16 protein-coding genes are annotated in these 20,772 nt (G+C 70.0%); 11 read left to right on the top strand and 5 right to left on the bottom strand.

Translation table 11 applies throughout. From position 1 onward, the window contains the following. Both EST54_RS28160 and EST54_RS28155 read right to left on the bottom strand, forming a co-directional pair. The coding region (locus EST54_RS28160) for an ATP-binding protein (RefSeq protein ID WP_135796901.1) at window positions 1–1,802 on the bottom strand (1,802 nt) is incomplete at its 3' end. 397 nt (window positions 1,803–2,199) lie between these two features. After that, window positions 2,200–2,607 (bottom strand): hypothetical protein, encoded by a 408-nt coding sequence (locus EST54_RS28155; protein WP_129250537.1) that lies wholly within the window; start codon window positions 2,605–2,607, stop codon window positions 2,200–2,202. Window positions 2,608–2,853: 246 nt separating this feature from the next. Between EST54_RS28155 and EST54_RS28150 the strand changes: the two genes are divergently transcribed. Both EST54_RS28150 and EST54_RS28145 read left to right on the top strand, forming a co-directional pair. Then, on the top strand, window positions 2,854–3,162 hold the full coding sequence (locus tag EST54_RS28150) for a hypothetical protein (protein WP_129250536.1): 309 nt from the start codon (window positions 2,854–2,856) through the stop codon (window positions 3,160–3,162). Beyond that, window positions 3,159–3,902 carry a WXG100 family type VII secretion target gene (locus EST54_RS28145; protein ID WP_129250535.1) on the top strand — a complete coding sequence of 248 codons (744 nt, stop codon included), beginning with the start codon at window positions 3,159–3,161 and terminating at the stop codon, window positions 3,900–3,902. Before EST54_RS28150 ends, EST54_RS28145 begins: the two co-directional genes overlap by 4 nt. A gap of 229 nt (window positions 3,903–4,131) precedes the next feature. On the opposite strand, the gene eccCa is transcribed toward EST54_RS28145, so the two are convergent. Beyond that, the gene (eccCa, locus tag EST54_RS28140) at window positions 4,132–8,091 is read right to left on the bottom strand and encodes a type VII secretion protein EccCa (RefSeq protein ID WP_129250534.1); all 3,960 of its coding nucleotides are present in this window, start codon (window positions 8,089–8,091) and stop codon (window positions 4,132–4,134) included. Window positions 8,092–8,347: 256 nt separating this feature from the next. Between eccCa and eccD the strand changes: the two genes are divergently transcribed. The 6 genes from eccD (at window position 8,348) to EST54_RS28110 (ending at window position 15,422) form a co-directional block, all read left to right on the top strand. Then, entirely contained in the window at window positions 8,348–9,811 is a 1,464-nt protein-coding gene (eccD, locus tag EST54_RS28135; RefSeq protein WP_129250533.1) for a type VII secretion integral membrane protein EccD, read from the top strand. Window positions 9,812–9,971: 160 nt separating this feature from the next. Then, the gene (gene rpsO / locus EST54_RS28130) at window positions 9,972–10,259 is read left to right on the top strand and encodes a 30S ribosomal protein S15 (RefSeq protein ID WP_006602744.1); all 288 of its coding nucleotides are present in this window, start codon (window positions 9,972–9,974) and stop codon (window positions 10,257–10,259) included. A gap of 294 nt (window positions 10,260–10,553) precedes the next feature. Next, on the top strand, window positions 10,554–12,785 hold the full coding sequence (locus EST54_RS28125) for a polyribonucleotide nucleotidyltransferase (protein ID WP_129250532.1): 2,232 nt from the start codon (window positions 10,554–10,556) through the stop codon (window positions 12,783–12,785). Further along, window positions 12,782–14,161, top strand: coding sequence for a M16 family metallopeptidase (locus EST54_RS28120; RefSeq protein WP_129250531.1), 1,380 nt, complete (start codon window positions 12,782–12,784; stop codon window positions 14,159–14,161). The genes EST54_RS28125 and EST54_RS28120 overlap by 4 nt, the downstream gene beginning before the upstream one ends. Before the next feature lie 38 nt (window positions 14,162–14,199). Beyond that, a complete protein-coding gene (gene dapB / locus EST54_RS28115; RefSeq protein WP_129250530.1) occupies window positions 14,200–14,952 on the top strand; it encodes a 4-hydroxy-tetrahydrodipicolinate reductase in 753 nt (250 codons plus the stop codon). A 5-nt stretch (window positions 14,953–14,957) separates the two neighbouring features. Further along, window positions 14,958–15,422: a tetratricopeptide repeat protein gene (locus EST54_RS28110; protein WP_129250529.1), complete on the top strand. Its 465-nt coding sequence runs from the start codon at window positions 14,958–14,960 to the stop codon at window positions 15,420–15,422. Window positions 15,423–15,580: 158 nt separating this feature from the next. Here the strand turns inward: EST54_RS28110 and EST54_RS28105 are convergent, their stop codons facing one another. Together EST54_RS28105 and EST54_RS28100 are read right to left on the bottom strand one after the other, a co-directional pair. Further along, a complete protein-coding gene (locus EST54_RS28105) occupies window positions 15,581–16,132 on the bottom strand; it encodes a PH domain-containing protein (RefSeq protein ID WP_129250528.1) in 552 nt (183 codons plus the stop codon). A 100-nt stretch (window positions 16,133–16,232) separates the two neighbouring features. Continuing rightward, window positions 16,233–16,469, bottom strand: a complete 237-nt coding sequence (locus EST54_RS28100) for a hypothetical protein (protein WP_129250527.1) — start codon at window positions 16,467–16,469, stop codon at window positions 16,233–16,235. 232 nt (window positions 16,470–16,701) lie between these two features. Here EST54_RS28100 and thyX point away from each other — a divergent pair, with 232 nt between their 5' ends. The 3 genes from thyX to EST54_RS28085 all read left to right on the top strand — a co-directional run bounded on the left by thyX (window position 16,702) and on the right by EST54_RS28085 (window position 20,355). Then, complete coding sequence (gene thyX / locus EST54_RS28095; protein WP_129250526.1) at window positions 16,702–17,460, top strand: FAD-dependent thymidylate synthase; 759 nt, start codon at window positions 16,702–16,704, stop codon at window positions 17,458–17,460. 197 nt (window positions 17,461–17,657) lie between these two features. Continuing rightward, complete coding sequence (gene dapA, locus EST54_RS28090; protein WP_129250525.1) at window positions 17,658–18,557, top strand: 4-hydroxy-tetrahydrodipicolinate synthase; 900 nt, start codon at window positions 17,658–17,660, stop codon at window positions 18,555–18,557. Between the two features lie 112 nt (window positions 18,558–18,669). Beyond that, entirely contained in the window at window positions 18,670–20,355 is a 1,686-nt protein-coding gene (locus EST54_RS28085; RefSeq protein WP_129250524.1) for a ribonuclease J, read from the top strand. The last annotated feature ends 417 nt before the right edge of the window (window positions 20,356–20,772 follow it).

Below are 20,772 nucleotides of genomic sequence, written 5' to 3'. Positions count from 1 at the left end.
TCCGAAGAGGCCCGGGCGGCGGATGCGGGCCCGGGGGCGATGTCGCCGAGGGCCTCCGCGCCGGGTGCCGCAGTGGCCGTCGTGCCGTCCGGGGCCGCCGCCGGTGCGCCGTCCGCCGGCCAGAGGGCACCGGTGGTCACCGCGCGGACGCCGGCCAGCGGCACGCTCCACAGTGTGCGCCAGGGCAGGGGGAAGCCGAGCCGGTGCAGCGCCTCCGCATACGGAGCCAGCCCGTCCTCGACGAACGCGGACTCCAGGAACGCGGCCCGCAGGCCCGCCGGTGCCTGGGAGCGGGTGAGCAGCGGAGCGGTGCGCAGGTACGTCCGGGCCGGTGCGCCCAGCCGGTCGAGCGGTACGGCCTCGATGGCGGCCCGCATCGCCACCGGGTCGGCGTGCGCGAACAGGCCCGGGTCGGTGAGGAGTTGGGGGAGCAGTCCGGCGTCGAGGGTGTGCGCGGCGAGGTGGTCGCGGATGTAGGGGTCGGCCCGGGACCAGTCCTGCTGGGGCACCGCGTCCAGCAGCGCCATGGCGATCCTGGTCTGGGCGCCCTGGACGTCCGGCAGGCCGGCGCGGATCTCCTCGGCGATCCCCGGGTGCAGCAGGCGCAGCAGCGTACGGCTACGGCCACCGTCGGCGGTGTCCCCGTCCGTCGCCCTGTCGGTCGCTCTGCCCGTCCCCCCGTCTGCCGACGCGTCTGCCGCCCCGCCCGTCGTCTCGTCGGCCGCCTGGGCCCTCGCTGCGGTCTCCGTCGCCTGGTCCCGCTCCGCGCCCTCGGCCGGCTGGAGGAACGGCGCGGCCAGCCGCATGCCGTCGGCGAGGTCGCGGCTCATGTCCCGTCCGGCGACGGCGTCTGCCAGCGCGCCCCACAGCTGGACGGGCAGCCCCGCGCCCTCGGCGAACGCGAGTGGTGCCAGCATCAGCCGCAGGGTTTGCGGGTCGGCGCCCATCCGGCGGGCATGCAGGTCCAGCGCCTCGCCGATGCTGCCGGGCAGCGTCGACAAGTCCGCCGGGCCGACGCCCTCCGGCCGCAGGATCAGCGACTGCACGGCGAGCTGGAGCGTCAGCCGGTTGCCGTCCGCGCGATGGGCCAGGGCCTCGGCGAGCGCCCGGCGGGCCGACGGATCGGCGCAGAAGGGGAGTTCCGGCGGCCCGAGGGTGAGCGCGGCCTCGGCGTGCCGCACCAGGCCGTCCGGGTCGGCCCACTCGGGGTCGTCGAGATCGATGATCCGCACCTGGCTGGACGGCAGCGCCGCCGCCAGCTCCGCTGCCGGCCCGCGCGGCACCTCGGCCAGCAACTGCACCGTGGTGGTGGCGGCGAGTGGCTTGAGCACGTCCCGCACGACGCGGGCCGGCTCGTCCGCGGCCCGTACCGGTCCGGCCCGGTCGACATCCGGCACCACAATCGTCACCGGCTCTTCACGGGCGGCGAGTTCGGTGCAGATGTCTTCGCTGCGGGCCGCGCCCAGCTCGAAGTGGTCGGCGAGGAGCCCCAGCAGCTGTGCCGCGGTGCGCCCCTGGGCGCTCGGCACGGCGGGCGCCGGCAGGTCCGGCGGCACCGTCGTCGGGTCCATGGCATCCAGCGGCAGCTGCTTGCGGAAGCGGGGGTCGCACAGCATCAGGAAGCCGGTGAGCAGGCGCGAGCGCCCGCTGCCCGGGCTTCCGGTGAGCACGATGACGCGCGGTGCGCCCGGCCACCGCATACGCCACGCGGCGAGCGCACTGAGCACGGAAGTACGGCCGCCGATGTACGGATGCGGTGCATATCCGCTCGCCCCGGCGATTCCTTCGTCTGAGGCGCTCATGTCTCCCTCGTCCCCCATCGATCCCGACTCCACCTTTGTGGATTCCTGCAGTGCCGGCTCGATCTTATGTTCCGGGCCGCATGCTCAAGACCGCACGGGGTCCGCCGTTCCGGAACGGGAACATGCTTGCCGGACGGAGGGGTGAGTGAGTGAGCGTATCTGGCGGCGTCGAAGCACGGTCACGGTGATCCGGTGTGGAGAAATCGGGATCACCTTGTGGGGGAAGAAAGCAGATCCGTCCGGTGATTTCGGTGGCCGATCTGCTTTCGGCTGCATCCGCGGTATCCGCCGTATCGGCACCGAGTGTGCAGTGCACCTATTCCGAGGAAAGAACAAAGACGGCCGGCCCGGCGTGCTGCCCGGCCGGCCGTTGCGCACCGTCCGCGCGGTGCCCCGGTCAGCCCCGGTGTCCGCCGCCGCGGCCGCCGCGCCGGGGAGCGGTCACGATGTTGCCCGTCGGGCCGTCGCGCTCCGCGCGTTCGGCGTCCTCCTTGGCCTCCTGCTCCTTCTGCCATGCGGCGAACTTCTCGCGCGAGGCCTCGCGTTCGGCCATGGTCTGGTTCTCCGCGGCCCGCCGGATCTCGTTCATCCGGTCGCCCAGCGCGTCCATGTACCCCGGCGTCTCGATGGCGTCCTTCATGCCGATCCGGCCGGAGAGCACTTCTTGGGCCATCTCCTGGAGCTTGCCGCCGACGTTGGGGTTCTCCGCCAGGACCTTCAGCGCCTTGCGCAGCCGGTGCGCCTGCTCCGGATCCTGGGCGACGTCCATCAGGTCCTCGTCCTGGATCTGTCGCTCATTGCTCATCTCTGCCCCCTTGAACGTGATGGCGCAGCAACCGCGTGTGCGGCACCGGCGTCCTGAGTCTAATGACGGGTGACGACGGGTGTGAACTGGCCGTCAAGGCGGGTGTTGTCGGTATTGCCGCATATTGCTCCGTATGCATTCCGCTCTTTGCCGGTGCCCGCTTCGAGAAGGCTTCCGTCCTATTGCGGGTGTGCTAGACCTGGGGCGATGTTGGCAGGCAGCTGTCATTCAATTCGGGGAGAAATGATGTCCGACGAAGTCCGGCTCAGTACGGGGGAGTTGCACACTCTGGGTGCAGCCTTCGAGGTACGTGCGGAAGAACTGAGCCGGCAGCTGGCCGCATTCAGACGGCGGGCCGATGCCGAGGCGCTGCGGGACGGTTTCGGCAGCGACGAGGCGGCCCGGCCGTACCGTGAGCTGTACGAGCAGGCCGAGCACGCCCTCGTCCAGCTGCAGCAGCGGCTCGCCGAGGTCGGCGGAGGGATCAAGGAGACCGTTGCCCATGTGCAGGCGGCCGAGGAAGAGCTGGACGAGATGATCCGGAGCGTCAAGTGAGCGAGCGGCGCAACCCCGAGGCCCTGCACGAAGCGGCGGCCGGCTGGCGGGAGATGGGCCAGCACCTCGACGGCCTCGTCCGCGACCTGGACCGGAAGGTCGGCACCGCGGCCGCGGCCAACTGGCAGGGCCCGGCCGGCGAGGCGTTCGCCGCGGAGTGGCACCGCCTCAGGCGGTCCGTCGACGAGTCGCTGCCGGCCTTCGAACTGGCCGCCGCCGACCTGGAGACCGCTGCCGCCGCGTCCCCCGACGACAAGGACGGCACGGCCGGCGGGGACGGCACGGGCCACGGCGCACCCCCGGTGGACCATGCCGCCGGCGGCGCGCAGTCCTCGTCCGGCAACGAGACCGCCTACGGCTTCATGGCGCTCGGCCAGCTGGCCAACGGCCTCGGCGGCGCCTTCGGCAAACGCGGCGGGGGCGGCGGCCGGCGCCAGGGCCCGGCCGCGGGGCACGCCTGGGACACCTCCACCGCACCGCTCGGGCCCGACCCGTTCGGCCCGGCTCGGGACGGCGAGGCGAAGACGCGCGGCGGCGAGGGCCTTGCCAAGGGCGTGCGGAGCCGGCCGGCCGGTGCCGAACCGGCCCCGGGCGGCGAGCGGTCCCCGAAGGCCGGCGCGGCGGAGAAGAACGGGGCGGCCGCAGCCCCCGCGGGCGCCGCCAAGGACCGCTCCGCCTCCGCCGCCGAGCCCCCCGGCCCGGCCGGCCCCGACGTCACCCAGCACGGCGCCTTCGGCTGACCACCGGCCACCGACACCGGCCACCGACACCAGCCCGAACCCACCGGCCCGTACGCACCAGCCACAGGGCACCAGCCCGTACGCACCGGCCACCGACACCGGCCCGTACGCACCGGCCACAGGGCACCAGCCCGTACGCGCACAGGCCAGTACGCACGGGCCCACACAAAACGGCGGTGGGCCGCCCCTCCCAGGAGGGACGCCCCACCGCCGTTGTGCGGTGCCGCGGTCAGCCGCTGTTGGGCGGCAGCCAGCCGGTCTGGACCAGCTGTGCACCGCGCTTGCGCGTGATGAACATGGCCCGGCCGGGCGTCAGGTTCTGGCCCTTGATGTTGCCCATCAGGGGACCCTCGGCCGGATCGGCCGAGAGGATCAGACCCTGCGCACCGAGCTCCTTGGTGCGCTGCATCACCGGCTCGAAGGACGACCGTCCGGCGCCCGAGGAGCTGCGCGCGATGATCAGGCGCAGACCCAGGTCACGGGCGAACGGCAGGTACTCCAGCAGCGGCTGCAGCGGGTTGCCGCTGCTGGTCGCCACCAGGTCGTAGTCGTCCACGATCACGAACGCGTCCGGCAGGTCGTACCAGCTGCGGTTGCGCAGCTGCTCCGGCGTGACGTCCGGCCCGGGCATCCGGCGGCCCAGCGAACCGGCCAGACCCGTGATGACCTCCTGCAACTGCGGTCCCGCGGCGCAGTACTTGTACATGTGGCTCTCGGGGATCTCCCCGAGCAGCGCACGGCGGTAGTCGGAGACCACCATCAGCGCCTTGTCGGACGGGTACCGCTCGGCGATCTGCTTGGCCAGCAGACGCAGCAGCGACGACTTGCCGGACTCGCTCTCGCCGTAGATGACCAGCAGCGGGTCGGTCTCGAAATCGACGAACGCCGGCGAGAGCGTGGTCTCGTCGACACCGATCGCGATGCCGTGGTCGGGGTAGTCGTTGCCCTTGGGCAGCTCGTTGACGTGCAGCATCGTCGGCAGCATCCGCACCGCGGGGGCGGGCTCGCCCTGCCAGTGCTCCTTGACCGTCGACACCAGGTTCGCGATGCCGTCGCTGAGCGTCTCCGGGTCGCTCATCCCGTCCAGCCGCGGCAGCGCTCCCAGGAAGTCGAGCTTCTCGGGGGACATACCGCGACCGGGCTTGCCCATGGGGACGTTCTCCGCGCGCTTGCGGTCGAACTCCGACTCCATCGGGTCACCCAGGCGCAGCTCGACACGGTTGAGGAGCTGGTCGCGCAGCGCGGGGCGCACCTCGGTGTAGCGTGCACCGGCGATGATCAGGTGGACACCGAAGCCGAGACCGCGGGCGGCGATGTCCAGGATCACCGGGTCCATCTGCTCGTAGTCGGTCTTGAACGTCGCCCAGCCGTCGATGACCAGGAAGACGTCGCCCCACTTCTGGTCGGGGTAGGCGCCCGAGGCCCGCCGCTGGCGGTAGGTCCCGATCGAGTCGATGTTGTTGGCCCGGAAGAACTCCTCACGCTCGTTGAGGATGCCGACGACCTCGGAGACCGTACGGCGCACCTTCTCCGCGTCCAGACGCGAGGCCACGCCGCCGACGTGCGGCAGGCCCTCCATGGTCAGCATGCCGCCGCCACCGAAGTCGAGGCAGTAGAACTGCACCTCGGCCGGGGTGTGGGTGAGCGCGAACGAGGCGATGGCGGCCCGGATCAGCGTGGACTTACCGGACTGCGGACCACCCACGACCAGACCGTGACCGGCACCGGCGGAGAAGTCCAGGTACATCACGTCACGCCGCTGCTCGAACGGCTTGTCCACCAGCGCGACCGGCACCACGAGCTTGCCGAGCGCGGTGTACTCCGCCGCGTGCACGCCCCGTTCGGGGGTGACCGCGAGCGCCGGCAGCAGCTGGTTGACGGTGGGCGCCTCCTCCAGCGGGGGCAGCCACACCTGGTGCGCCGGCGGGCCCTGGCCCTGCATCCGCTGGACCATGACGTCCAGCACGGTGTCGGCCAGCGCGTCGTCGATCTCGGGCTCGGCCGCCTCGACGGCGATCGGCTCCTCGATGATCTGCTCGACGACCGGGGCCGCGGTGAACGGCACCGGCAGCCGGTTCGTGCGGCCGCCGCGGCCGCCGCCACCGCCGGCGCCCGGGCCGCGGTAGGTACCGGAGACGTACGCGGCCTTGAACTGGACCATCGTCTCGGTGTCGTACTTCAGGATGCCGGAACCGGGGACGTTCGGCAGGTGGTAGGCGTCCGGCACACCGATCGCGGTCCGCGACTCGGCCGCGGAGAACGTCCGCAGACCCAGCCGGTAGGACAGGAAGGTGTCCAGACCCCGCAGCTTGCCCTCTTCCAGCCGCTGCGAGGCGAGCAGCATGTGCACACCCATCGACCGGCCGATCCGGCCGATCTGGATGAACATCTCGATGAAGTCGGGCTTGGCGGCGAGCAGCTCGGAGAACTCGTCGATGATCATCACCAGCGAGGGCAGCGGGTCCAGCGGGGCACCCGCGGCACGCGCCTTCTCGTAGTCGGTGATGTTGGCGTAGTTGCCGGCGGAGCGCAGCAGCTCCTGGCGGCGCTGGAGTTCACCGGTGATCGAGTCGCGCATCCGGTCGATCAGGGTGACGTCCTCACCGAGGTTGGTGATGACCGCCGCGACGTGCGGCATCTCCGACATACCGGTGAAGGTGGCGCCACCCTTGAAGTCCGCGAGGATGAAGTTGAGGGTCTCCGAGGAGTGGGTGACCGCCAGGGCGAGCACCAGGGTGCGCAGCACCTCGGACTTACCCGAACCGGTCGCACCGACACACAGACCGTGCGGGCCCATGCCCTGCTGCGAGGCTTCCTTGATGTCCAGCATGACCGGCTGGCCGTCGCGGTCGACACCGAGCGGGACGCGCAGCCGCTCGGCCAGCGTCCGGGGCCGCCACGTACGCGACACGTCCAGGGCACCGGCGTCGCCGATGTTGAGGAGGTCGGTGAAGTCCATGGACGACAGCAGCGGATCCTCGCCGTCGGCACCCGCGCCCGCCCGCAGCGGGGCCAGCTGGCGCGCCAGCGCCTCCGCCTCGGGGATCGACAGGACGTCGCAGACACCGTGGTAGACCGCACCGCCGGCCGACTCCAGCACCAGCTTGCCCGGCCACACCTGGACGGCCAGACCGCCGCGGATCTCGTCCAGATCGCCCGGCACGACCTCCAGGATGGTGACGCCCTGGAGGCCCTCGGCCCCGGCGATCACCGAGTCCATCGGCACCTCGCCGCCGTCCAGCACGATCACCACATGCGGGGTGTCGGTCACCGGAGTGCCCTGCGGGTTGAACCGCCCGCGGCCCTCCAGCTCGTCCGCCAGCAGCTCCTCGATCTCACCGAGGTCACCGACGACCAGCCGGCGCGACCCCGCGCCGTCGCTGGTCTTGTCCTGCACCTGCGGCAGCCACTTCGTCCACTCCCACTCCGCCTGCGCGCCGGGGGCGGCGACGACCGCCACCACCAGGTCCTCGGGCGAGTGCAGGGTGCACAGCTGGGCGATGATGGCGCGCGAGGCGCCGTAGACCGTGTCCGGGTCGCCGGAGACGGTCAGGTGGTAGAAGGCGCGCAGCGAGACCGCCAGCGGCAGGCTGTCCAACTGACCGTGCTTGTCGAGGAATTCCTTCATCGCATGCGCGGTCAGCGGCTCCAGCTCGTCGACCGGAGCGGTCTCGGGCGCCCGCAGGGGGGTGGCCAACTGCTGTGGCCCCAGGCCCAGTCGGACCTGCCCGAAGTCCGGGTCGGTCGACCGGCGCTCCCATACCCGTTTGCCCTCGGCCACGATGGACCACAGCTGGCTCGGATCGGGGTGGGTGAAGAGCTGCGCGTCCCGCTGCTTTCGCGCGGTGCGCCGTACCTCTTTTCGCTTCTGCGTCAGGTACTTGAGGTAATCCTGTCGCTCTTGAAGCATTTGCCCGGAAGGCCCTTGGCGAGCCTTGACGATCTGCACGATCGCCATTGCCAGGGTGGACGCCACCATAAAGCCGCCCATGATTTTCATGAACGGCTGGTTGCCCATGAACAAGAATCCCGCCGAAGACGCCATACCCATCATGGGCATAAGGGTCATCAGCATGTTCTCTGATTCGCCCTCTCGCGGAAGCTCCGGAGGCGCCTCAAGTGTCACCTCCTCGGAGGGAACTTCAGGTGGCAGCGCGCGGGGCGGGCGCTTGACGATGACAACGCTCACCGAGGCATCAGTCCTTCATGCATCTCGCAGTCTCGGACCGCCCCCGTTGGATTCGACGGTCCCCCCGAGCCAAGTGCTTGGCCCGAACCAGGCGTTGATCCTACTGTTAACCGTCAAGTCGCGGGGTGGGTGGGGCACTCGCCGAATTGGACGGTACGCTGACGCCTCGCGAGCGTGCCCACAGCCCCGAGTGACGGCTCTATATATAGGGCGCGCGACGCGACAAAACGCCCAACGGATTAGGGGGAACCGCCAGGTGAGCACGAGCACTGGCACCGGTTTTTGCCGGGTCACAGTCGCCGCGCCGGATGCACGGATCGATGTGGCTCTGCCGGAGGATGTCGCACTCGTCGACATCTATCCGGAGATCCTGCGGCTCTCCGGGCAGTCCCAGGCCGAAGGCGCACCGACCGGCTATCACCTCGTACGCCGCGACGGCACGGTGCTCGACGCCGGCCAGTCGCTCGCCCAGCAGCAGATCCTCGACGGCGACCTCCTTTTGCTGAAGCCGTTCGCCGAGTCGCTGCCGCTGCCGGTCTTCGACGACGTCTCCGACGCCGTCGCCTCCGCGGTCAAGCGCAACCGCAGCCGCTGGAGCGACGACCTCATGCACGTCGTCGGCCTCTCCGCCGGTGTCCTGCTGCTCGTCATGATGGCGTTCGCCCTGTGGTTCTCGAACCCCCTGAACCGCGACATGCACCGCCTGCCCGGCATCATCGCCGGCGTCGTCGGCATCGTCCTGGTCGCGCTGGCCGGCGTCCGCGCCCGCGTCTACGACGACCACGGCTCCTCCATCGCGCTGGGCCTGGCCTCCCTGCCGCACCTGCTGCTCGCCGGCTCGGGCATCTTCCCCGTCGAGCAGGGCGGGGGACCCGGCCGGCTGCACCTCCTCGTCGGCTGCGTGGTCGTCCTGATCGCGTCCGTCCTGCTGGTGGTCCTGCTGCCGCGCGGTGACGCACCCTTCGTCGCCGCCGCGTTCCTGGCCGCCATCGGCACCCTCGCGGTCTTCGCCGCGATCCTCACCGACGCCGCGCCCCGCGAGGTCGCTGCCGTCACCGCCGTGGTCTCGATCGCCATGGTCGCCTGGCTGCCCGGCCTCTCCGCCCGCTTCGCCCGGCTGCCCATCGGCTACAAGTCGCCCGACCAGATCGCCAAGGGCTCCTACGACAACGGCGGCGAGACCGAGTCCGTCGACTTCGTCAAGATCGCCAACCAGGCCAAGCGCGGCCACGAACTGCTGCTCGGCCTCGTCGCCGGCTGCGCCGCCCTGGTCGTCGGCTCCGCCGGTGTCGTCCTCGGCTTCTCCGACAACATGTGGGCCCAGCTGCTGGCGCTGGCCGCGGGCATCACGATCATGCTCCGCGCCCGGCTCTTCGACTACACCGCGCAGGTCGCCTGCCTGACCATCGCCGGCATCCTGACGATCGTCCTGCTCATCCTGGGCATCGCGCTGAACCCGCCGTCGGACATCTTCGTCGACCTGGTCCGCTTCCAGGACTCCGGCCCGCTGAACATCCGCACCGTCTGGTTCTCCAGCAGCATCGCGGCGGGCGCCGCCCTGCTCGTCGGCGTCGGCCTGATCGTCCCGCGCAAGGGTGTCACCCCCTTCTGGGGCCGGATCTTCGACATCTTCGACGGGCTGTTCCTGCTCTCCCTGGTGCCGCTGTGCCTGGCGGTCCTGGAGGTGTACGGCAAGGTGCGCGGCCTCACCGGCAGCTAGCCGGCCGGCCCCGTCCGCCCCGGATCCGCGGCCCCCCGACCACCCGGTCGGGGGGCCGTTTTCCAGCTGGTACGCTGTGCGACGGTCCGGATGAGTCATCCAAGATTCCCTGTGAAGCAAACCAGGGGCGCTCACGGACCGGAACCCAGAGGAGTACCGCGTGTCGCTCGACGCCGCTACGAAGAAGCAGATCATGGCCGAGTTCGCCACCAAGGAGGGTGACACCGGCTCCCCCGAGGTCCAGGTCGCGATGCTCTCCCGCCGCATCTCGGACCTGACCGAGCACCTCAAGACCCACAAGCACGACCACCACTCCCGCCGTGGTCTGCTGCTGCTCGTCGGCCAGCGCCGCCGCCTGCTGCAGTACCTGGCGAAGAAGGACATCACGCGCTTCCGTGCGCTGGTCGAGCGCCTGGGCATCCGCCGCGGTGCGGCGGGCGCCAAGTAGGACGCCGTAGAGGGAGCGGTTCCCGCCGGGGGCCGCTCCCTTTGCCATAGGCACCGGATGCCCACGCCACCTCATGGTGGACGGAAGCTTTGTAGTCTGGTGCCATATCGCAAAACTGAACGCGGTAGGAGCGCCTCCTGGCCGCCGGTCCTCGGTAGTGGCCCCCGGACGATCCATGGACGCCCTGCGTCTCTCGCTCCGGGTGCTTCGATCGAAGACCGGCCCGTACCGGCGCTCCACCGAAGACGGTCCGCCGCCATACGGGCAGCGGACGCAGACGAGGAGATATTCCTGGTGGAGAACGAGACCCACTACGCCGAAGCCGTGATCGACAACGGTTCCTTCGGCACCCGCACCATCCGCTTCGAGACGGGCCGACTGGCCAAGCAGGCCGCCGGTTCCGCCGTGGCGTACCTGGACGACGACACCATGGTGCTGTCGGCCACCTCCGCTTCCAAGACCCCGAAGGACCAGCTGGACTTCTTCCCGCTGACCGTCGACGTCGAGGAGCGGATGTACGCAGCCGGGAAGATCCCCGGTTCCTTCTTCCGCCGTGAGGGCCGCCCCTCCGAGGACGCGATCCTCACCTGCCGCCTGATCGACCGCCCGCTGCGCCCCTCCTTCAAGAAGGGCCTGCGCAACGAGATCCAGATCGTCGAGACGATCATGGCGCTCAACCCCGACCACCTCTACGACGTGGTCGCGATCAACGCCGCCTCCTGCTCCACGCAGCTGGCCGGCCTGCCCTTCTCCGGCCCGGTCGGCGGCACCCGTGTCGCCCTGATCAACGGCCAGTGGGTGGCGTTCCCGACCCACACCGAGCTCGAGGACGCCGTCTTCGACATGGTCGTGGCCGGCCGCGTCCTCCCGGACGGCGACGTCGCGATCATGATGGTCGAGGCCGAGGCCACCGAGAAGACCATCCAGCTGGTCAAGGACGGCGCCGAGGCCCCGACCGAAGAGGTCGTCGCCGCCGGTCTGGAAGCCGCCAAGCCCTTCATCAAGGTCCTGTGCAAGGCCCAGTCGGACCTCGCGGCCAAGGCCGCCAAGCCCGTCGGCGAGTTCCCGATCTTCCTGGACTACCAGGACGACGTCCTTGAGGCGCTGACCAAGGCCGTCAAGGACGAGCTCACCCAGGCGCTGACCATCGCCGGCAAGCTGGAGCGCGAGGCCGAGCTGGACCGCGTCAAGGGCCTCGCCGCCGAGAAGCTCCTGCCGGAGTTCGAGGGCCGCGAGAAGGAGATCTCCGCCGCGTACCGCTCGCTGACCAAGACCCTGGTCCGTGAGCGCGTCATCAAGGAGAAGAAGCGCATCGACGGCCGCGGCGTCACGGACATCCGTACGCTCGCCGCCGAGGTCGAGGCGATCCCGCGGGTGCACGGCTCCGCCCTGTTCGAGCGTGGCGAGACCCAGATCCTGGGCGTCACCACCCTCAACATGCTCCGCATGGAGCAGCAGCTGGACACCCTTTCCCCGGTGACCCGCAAGCGCTACATGCACAACTACAACTTCCCGCCGTACTCCGTCGGTGAGACCGGCCGCGTGGGTGCCCCCAAGCGCCGCGAGATCGGCCACGGTGCGCTCGCCGAGCGCGCCATCGTGCCGGTGCTGCCGACCCGCGAGGAGTTCCCCTACGCGATCCGCCAGGTCTCCGAGGCGCTGGGCTCCAACGGCTCGACGTCCATGGGCTCGGTCTGCGCCTCGACCATGTCGCTGCTGAACGCCGGTGTGCCCCTCAAGGCCCCGGTCGCCGGTATCGCCATGGGCCTGATCTCCCAGGAGATCGACGGACAGACCCACTACGTCGCCCTCACCGACATCCTCGGTGCGGAGGACGCCTTCGGCGACATGGACTTCAAGGTCGCCGGCACCAAGCAGTTCGTGACCGCGCTGCAGCTCGACACCAAGCTCGACGGCATCCCCGCCTCGGTCCTGGCCGCCGCGCTGAAGCAGGCCCGGGACGCGCGTCTGCACATCCTGGACGTCATGAACGAGGCCATCGACGTCCCGGACGAGATGTCCCCGAACGCCCCGCGGATCATCACCGTCAAGATCCCGGTGGACAAGATCGGTGAGGTCATCGGCCCCAAGGGCAAGATGATCAACCAGATCCAGGAGGACACCGGCGCCGACATCACGATCGAGGACGACGGCACCATCTACATCGGTGCCGCCGACGGCCCGGCCGCCGAGGCCGCCCGCGCCACGATCAACGGCATCGCCAACCCGACCATGCCGGAGGTCGGCGAGCGCTACCTGGGCACGGTCGTCAAGACCACCACCTTCGGTGCGTTCGTCTCCCTGCTCCCGGGCAAGGACGGCCTGCTGCACATCTCGCAGATCCGCAAGCTCGCCGGTGGCAAGCGTGTGGAGAACGTCGAGGATGTGCTCGCGGTGGGCGCCAAGGTCCAGGTCGAGATCGCCGAGATCGACCAGCGCGGCAAGCTCTCCCTGATCCCCGTGATCGAGGAAGAGGACACCGACAAGGGTGCGAAGGACGACACGAAGGACGACACCGACAAGTGACGTCTCGTACGCACGCGACGACGGCCCGCACCTCTCCGGAGGGGCGGGCCGTCGCCCGTACCCAAACGCTTCTCAAGGGCACCGCGGGCGCCGGCACGGTCCGCCGGACCACCCTCCCCGGCGGTCTGCGCGTCGTCACCGAGACGCTGCCGTCGGTCCGCTCCGTCACCTTCGGGATCTGGGCGCACGTCGGCTCCCGTGACGAGACCCCCACCCTCAACGGCGCCACGCACTACCTGGAGCATCTGCTCTTCAAGGGCACCGAGCGGCGCAGCGCGCTGGACATCTCCGCCGCCATCGACGCGGTCGGCGGCGAGATGAACGCCTTCACCGCGAAGGAGTACACCTGCTACTACGCGCGGGTGCTGGACACCGATCTGCCGCTCGCGATCGACGTGGTGTGCGACATGCTCACCGGCTCGCTGGTCGAGGCCGAGGACGTGGACGCCGAGCGCGGGGTCATCCTCGAAGAGATCGCGATGACCGAGGACGACCCGGGCGACTGCGTGCACGACCTGTTCGCGCACACCATGCTCGGCGACACCCCGCTCGGCCGCCCGGTGCTGGGCACCGTCGACACCGTCAATGCCCTGACCCCCGAGCGCATCCGCCGCTTCTACAAGAAGCACTACGACCCCACGCACCTCGTCGTCACGGCCGCCGGCAATGTCGACCACGCCAAGGTCGTCCGCCAGGTCCGCCGCGCCTTCGAGCAGGCCGGGGCCCTGGGCCGGACGGATGCCGTCCCCGTCGCGCCGCGCTCCGGCACCCGCGCCATCCGCAGCACCGGCCGCGTCGACCTGCTCAACCGCAAGACCGAGCAGGCCCATGTGGTCCTCGGGATGCCCGGCATGGCGCGCACCGACGACCGGCGCTGGGCGATGGGCGTGCTGAACACCGCCCTGGGCGGCGGGATGAGCTCCCGCCTCTTCCAGGAGGTCCGCGAGAAGCGCGGACTGGCCTACAGCGTGTACTCCTACACCTCCGGCTTCGCCGATTGCGGGCTGTTCGGCGTCTACGCCGGCTGCCGCCCCAACCAGGTGCACGACGTCCTCAAGATCTGCCGCGACGAACTCGATCAGGTGGCGTCGCAGGGCCTCACCGACGACGAGATCCGCCGCGCGATCGGCCAGCTGCGGGGATCCACGGTCCTCGGCCTGGAGGACACGGGTGCGCTGATGCACCGCCTCGGCAAGAGTGAGCTGTGCTGGGGAGAGCAGATGTCGGTCGACGAGATGCTCGCCCGGATAGCGGCCGTCACCCCGGACGAGGTGCGCGAGGTGGCCCGCGATGTACTGGGCGCACGGCCTTCGCTGTCCGTCATCGGCGCCCTGAAGGACCGGCAGGCGGCCCGGCTGGACGACGTCGTCGCATAGGCCCCGCTGCGATACCACCAAGAGAGAGACGGGAAACGATGAGCAAGCTGCGCGTGGCCGTACTGGGAGCTCAGGGGCGCATCGGCGCCGAGGCCGTACGGGCCGTCGAGGCCGCCGAGGACATGGAGCTGGTCGCCGGGCTCGGCCGGGGGGACAAGCTGGAGCGGCTGGTCGAGGCCGGCGCCCAGGTCGTGGTCGAGCTGACCAACCCCGGCGCGGTCATGGGCAACCTCGACTTCTGTGTGCGCCACGGCATCCATGCCGTGGTCGGGACCACCGGGTGGACCGACGAGCGCCTCGCGCAGCTGCGCACCTCGCTGGCCGCCGCGCCGTCGGCCGGCGTGCTGATCGCCCCGAACTTCTCCATCGGCGCGGTGCTGACCATGCGGTTCGCCCAGCAGGCGGCCCGCTTCTTCGAGTCGGCCGAGGTCGTCGAGCTGCACCACCCGAAGAAGGCGGACGCCCCCTCCGGCACCGCGGCCCGCACCGCCCAGCTGATCGCCGCGGCCCGGCAGGAGGCCGGCTGCGCCCCGCAGCCGGACGCCACCAGCACCGCGCTGGACGGCGCCCGCGGCGCGGACGTGGACGGCATCCCCGTGCACTCCGTACGGCTGCGCGGTCTGCTGGCGCACCAGGAGGTGCTGTTCGGCGGCGAGGGCGAGACCCTCACCATCCGCCACGACTCCCTGCACCACAGCAGCTTCATGCCGGGCATCCTGCTCGGCGTGCGCCGGGTGGTGAACACCCCGGGCCTGACCGTCGGCCTGGAAAACTTCCTCGACCTGGGCTGACCGGCATGGGCGGAAAGATCACGTACTTCTTCCTCGCCACCGTGCTGGTGCTCGTCTTCGGTGTGGTGGCGCTGGAGGGCGTACTCCTCCTGCTGACCGGCGAGCCGGCAGCCATGGGCATGGGAGCGGTGGCCTTCGCGCTGCCGTGCATCGGTGCCTGGTTCCTCTGGCACAACACCCGCTTCGCCCGCGATGCCCACCGGCTGGCGCATGCGCTGGAGGCCGAGGGCGGGCTGCCGGCCGACGAGCTGAAGCGGACCCCCGGGGGCCGGATCGACCGGGACGCCGCCGACGCGGTGTTCGCCCGGCGGCAGGCCGAGACGGAGGAGGCGCCGGGCGACTGGCGCACGTGGTTCCGGCTCGCGGTCGCGTACCACGACGCCCGGGACACCCCGCGCGCCCGCAAGGCGATGCAGCGGGCGATCGCCCTGCACGACGGGGACGGGAAGGCCGTGCGCACCGCCACCTGAGATCCGTCGGGCCGGTCATGGGCGGAGCGACGCCGGGCCGGTGGGGCCCGAATGGCACCGGGCGGTCCGGGTGGCGGCCGGGCGGGGCTCCTGGCCGGGGTGGTATCCGGTACCCGGCATCCGGTACCGCCCGGCACCCCGGGCCCCGGGCGCGGGACTCAGTCGCGGTGCTCCGCCGCCCACGCCTCCAGCACATCCGCCGCCCGCTCGAAGGACTCCGGACGGGACAGGAAATCCCCGTTGTGGTCCGTGATCAGCGCCCGCAGCGGGGCACCCTGGGTGCGCTCGACGATCAGCGCCTGGCCCTGCACCGTCCGGGGCAGCCCCAGCCAGCGCACCGGCTGCTGGCGGGTACGCACCGAGGCGACGGCGCTCCACGGCTCGGTCGCCGTCCGCAGGAGGTTCACCTGCCGCAGACCGTGTGCGCTGACCCAGATGCCGACCCGCAGCAGCCGGAGCGCAAAGGCGATCATCAGCGCCCCCACCAGGACACAGACCGCGGCTCCGGGCAGCGAGCCGGCCATCGCGATGATCATCGCGGAGAGCAGTACGAACGACGCGAGCAGCAAAAACACCGCCGCCGTCCCCACCCGCCACGGTCCGGGGCGGTAGGGACGGCGCCAGTGGTCGGGCTCGTCATGCGGCAGCGCGGCGTACTCCGCGGCACGGGTGTCGAGCTCGCGGTCGGCCGTCAGGAAGGGCAGGGGCACGGCTGAACCTCACTCATGGGCACGCTGACGGAAGCTGTGACCGGTGAGGCTATCGGGACCGGCGGAGCGGAACCACTTACGGCACACTCCGCCGGCCCGATCAGCGATGCGCCTCGGACTGATGCACCCGGCTCGACGTGGAACTGTCCTGCTGCAGTGCGGGAACGCCGAACAGCAGGGCGCCGGCCAGGCCGCCCACGACTGTCAGCGTGATGAGAGACTGGCCGAGCAGCTGCGCACGGGAGGCGCGCTGACGCGGCGGGGGAGTGACATTGCTGCGGAACCGGTCTGCCTCGGCAACAAAGGCGAACGGGACGGGCTCTCGCCGGCGGAACATGAGCGGGCTCTCCTAGGAACCTCGAAGTGGGCACTGTCACAGGGTTAGACGTCTGTGCGGTCCGATTGGTGCCCGTTTTCAGGGACTTCTGTGAAAAATATCAACTGCCGCTCCGAGCGCTGCTATAGAGCGCCCCTTTTGCGGCTAACGCGGCATCATGCGGCATTTTCTGGGCTGTCGGTGGCGGGCCGTACTCTGGTCGCGCACGAGGATCGATTGGAAGGAACCGCCGGTGTCCCAGACCCCCGCCGAGAGCACTGAGAGCCCCGACAGTGCAGCCGTCAGCTTCCGGAGCGAGGTGACGGTCGAGCTGGTCAAGCACAGCGCCGCGGACAGCGACGTGCTGTGGGCGGCCCGCGTCTCCACGGCCGGCGAGCAGTCCCTGGAGGAGCTCCACAAGGACCCTGAGCGCTCCAAGGGCTTGATCAACTACCTCATGCGGGACCGGCACGGCAGCCCGTTCGAGCACAACTCCATGACGTTCTTCATCAGCGCCCCGATCTTCGTCTTCCGCGAGTTCATGCGCCACCGCGTCGGCTGGTCGTACAACGAGGAGTCCGGCCGCTACCGGCAGCTGGAGCCGGTCTTCTACGTCCCCGGTCAGTCCCGCAAGCTCGTCCAGCAGGGCCGCCCCGGCAAGTACGAATTCGTCGAGGGCACCCCGGCGCAGCACGACCTGACCGGCCGCGTCATGGAGGACTCCTACCGCCGGGCGTACGACGCGTACCAGGAGATGCTGGCCGCCGGCGTCGCCCGCGAGGTCGCCCGCGCGGTCCTCCCCGTCGGCCTCTTCTCCTCCATGTACGCGACCTGCAACGCACGCTCGCTGATGCACTTCCTCGGTCTGCGAACCCAGCACGAGCAGGCGAAGGTGCCCTCCTTCCCGCAGCGGGAGATCGAAATGGTCGGCGAGCAGATGGAGGCCCACTGGGCCACGCTCATGCCGCTCACGTACGGCGCATTCAATGCGAACGGCCGGATCGCTCCGTAACGCCCAGGCCGGAGGCCGGATGCCGGGGCCCGCAGGACAGCGGTGCAAGGTGTCCGGATTGCGGTATTTTGTGAAGTTCATCTACGCTGAAGAGACGGACCCGGCACTGCTTGAACCCCCGAGCAGGCAGTGCCGGTGTCCACATCCCTGCTCCCCAGAGGCGCATCCTGTGGGGAGCTACGAGTAGCGTGGGACCCATGGCTCCGACTTCCACACCGCAGACCCCCTTCGGGCGGGTGCTGACCGCCATGGTCACGCCTTTCACGGCGGATGGCGCTCTCGATCTCGACGGCGCGCAGCGACTGGCTGCCCACCTGGTGGACGCCGGTAACGACGGCCTCGTCGTCAACGGCACCACCGGAGAGTCCCCGACCACCCGCGATGCGGAGAAAGCCCAGCTGGTCCGCGCGGTGGTCGATGCGGTCGGCGATCGCGCCTTTGTCGTCGCCGGAGCCGGCACCAACGACACCCGCCACAGCCTGGAGCTGGCCCGCGCCGCGCAGGACGCCGGAGCCCACGGCCTGCTCGCGGTGACGCCCTACTACAGCAAGCCCCCGCAGGAGGGCCTGCTGAGGCACTTCACCGCCATCGCGGACGCCACGGACCTGCCGGTCATGCTCTACGACATCCCCGGCCGCAGCGGCGTTCCGATCAACACCGAGACCATGGTCCGGCTCGCCGAGCACCCCCGGATCGTCGCCAACAAGGACGCCAAGGGCGACCTCGGCCGCGCCAGCTGGGCCATCGCCCGCTCCGGCCTCGCCTGGTACAGCGGCGACGACATGCTCAACCTCCCGCTGCTCTCGGTCGGCGCCGTCGGCTTCGTCTCCGTGGTCGGCCATGTCGTCACCCCCGAGCTGCGCGCCCTCCTGGACGCCCACCTCAACGGTGACGTCACCAAGGCCACCGAGATCCACCAGAAGCTGCTGCCCGTCTTCACCGGCATGTTCCGCACCCAGGGCGTGATCACCACCAAGGCGGCGCTGGGCCTGCAGGGCCTGCCCGGCGGCCCGCTGCGCCTGCCGCTCGTGGAGCTCTCCCCCGAGGAGACCGAGCAGCTCACGCGCGATCTCGCCGCGGGCGGGGTACAGCTCTGACACAGACTTCACAACTGAATACGGACCAACAACCGCCTTATAGCAAGTGCACGAATGTCATGCGCGCCACGTGCCTCGACGGCAGCGTGGCGCGTGTGGTGAGGAGAGTCTTTTGAGTCATCCGCATCCTGAGCTCGGCGCCCCGCCCAAGCTTCCCAAGGGCGGCCTGCGCGTCACCCCCCTCGGCGGCCTCGGCGAGATCGGCCGCAACATGACCGTCTTCGAATACGGCGGCCGGCTGCTGATCGTCGACTGCGGAGTGCTCTTCCCCGAGGAGGAGCAGCCCGGAATCGACCTGATCCTGCCGGACTTCACGTCCATCAGGGACCGCCTCGACGACATCGACGGCATCGTGCTCACGCACGGCCACGAGGACCACATCGGTGGTGTCCCCTACCTCCTGCGGGAGAAGCCGGACATCCCCCTCATCGGCTCGAAGCTGACCCTCGCCCTGATCGAGGCCAAGCTTCAGGAGCACCGCATCCGCCCCTACACCCTTGAGGTGAAGGAGGGACACACCGAGCGGATCGGCTCCTTCGACTGCGAATTCGTCGCGGTCAACCACTCCATCCCCGACGCCCTGGCCGTCGCGATCCGCACCCCCGCGGGCATGGTCGTGCACACCGGCGACTTCAAGATGGACCAGCTGCCGCTGGACCGCCGCCTGACCGACCTCCCCGCCTTCGCGCGGCTCGGCGAGGAGGGCATCGACCTGCTCCTCTCCGACTCCACGAACGCCGAGGTCCCGGGCTTCGTCCCGCCCGAGCGGGACATCTCCAACGTGCTGCGCACGGTGTTCGCGAACGCCCAGAAGCGCATCATCGTCGCCAGTTTCGCCAGCCATGTGCACCGCATCCAGCAGATCCTCGACGCGGCGCACGAGTACGGCCGCCGGGTCGCCTTCGTCGGCCGCTCGATGGTCCGCAACATGGGCATCGCCCGGGAACTGGGCTACCTGAAGGTCCCCGCCGGCCTGGTCGTCGACGTCAAGACCCTCGACGACCTTCCCGACGACGAGGTCGTGCTGGTCTGCACGGGTTCCCAGGGCGAGCCGATGGCCGCCCTCTCCCGGATGGCCAACCGCGACCACCAGATCCGGATCGTCCAGGGCGACACCGTGATCCTGGCGTCCTCCCTCATCCCGGGCAACGAGAACGCGGTGTACCGCGTGATCAACGGCCTCACCAGGTGGGGTGCGGACGTGGTCCACAAGGGCAACGCCAAGGTCCACGTCTCGGGCCATGCCTCGGCCGGCGAGCTGCTGTACTTCTACAACATCTGCAAGCCGAAGAACCTCATGCCGGTGCACGGCGAATGGCGCCATCTCCGCGCCAACGCCGAACTCGGAGCGCTGACCGGCGTACCGAAGGACCGGATCGTCATCGCCGAGGACGGCGTCGTGGTCGACCTGGTCGACGGCGTCGCCAAGATCACCGGCAAGGTCCAGGCGGGCTATGTCTACGTCGACGGCCTCTCGGTCGGCGATGTCACCGAAACCCATCTGAAGGACCGCCGCATCCTCGGCGACGAGGGCATCATCTCGGTCTTCGTGGTCGTCGACAGCAGCACCGGCAAGATCGTCGGTGGCCCGCATCTGCAGGCCCGCGGTTCCGGCATCGACGACGCGACCTTCTCGGCCGTGATCCCCAAGATCGAGGACGCCTTGGCGAAGGCGGCCCAGGACGGCATCGCGGAGCCCCATCAACTCCAGCAGTTGGTCCGCCGCTCGGTCGGCAAGTGGGTATCGGACAACTACCGCCGCCGCCCGATGATCCTCCCCGTGGTCGTCGAGGTCTGACGGGCAGGTTCGTACAAACGTGCCCAAGTGGGAGCGGGGCGCCTGGATTTGCATCCAGGCGCCCCGCTCCAGTACGTTTACGGCTCCACCTGAACGGGAAGCGCCGCACGTCTCTGCGTACGGAGCCCCGCAACGTCGGGTGGAATTCCGGCCCAGAGCAATCTGATAAAGTCGGATCAGCCGAAAGGCAAACCCCCTCCGACGGGAAATCGGATCGAATTCGAACCGGAAACGGAACGAAATCAAGTCTGGTAGAGTCGGAAACGCGAAGAAGCCGAAAGGTGGAAACGCACCGGCGAAAATCGGGCCCGCAAGGATCTGATAGAGTCGGAAACGCAAGACCGAAGGGAAGCGCCCGGAGAGCCTGGTGAAACAGGCGCAAAGGAAGCGTCCGTTCCTTGAGAACTCAACAGCGTG

This window comes from Streptomyces sioyaensis, assembly GCF_004122735.1.
In the GTDB taxonomy this organism is placed as follows: domain Bacteria; phylum Actinomycetota; class Actinomycetes; order Streptomycetales; family Streptomycetaceae; genus Streptomyces; species Streptomyces sioyaensis.
This window is presented reverse-complemented; position numbering and strand designations above follow the sequence as displayed.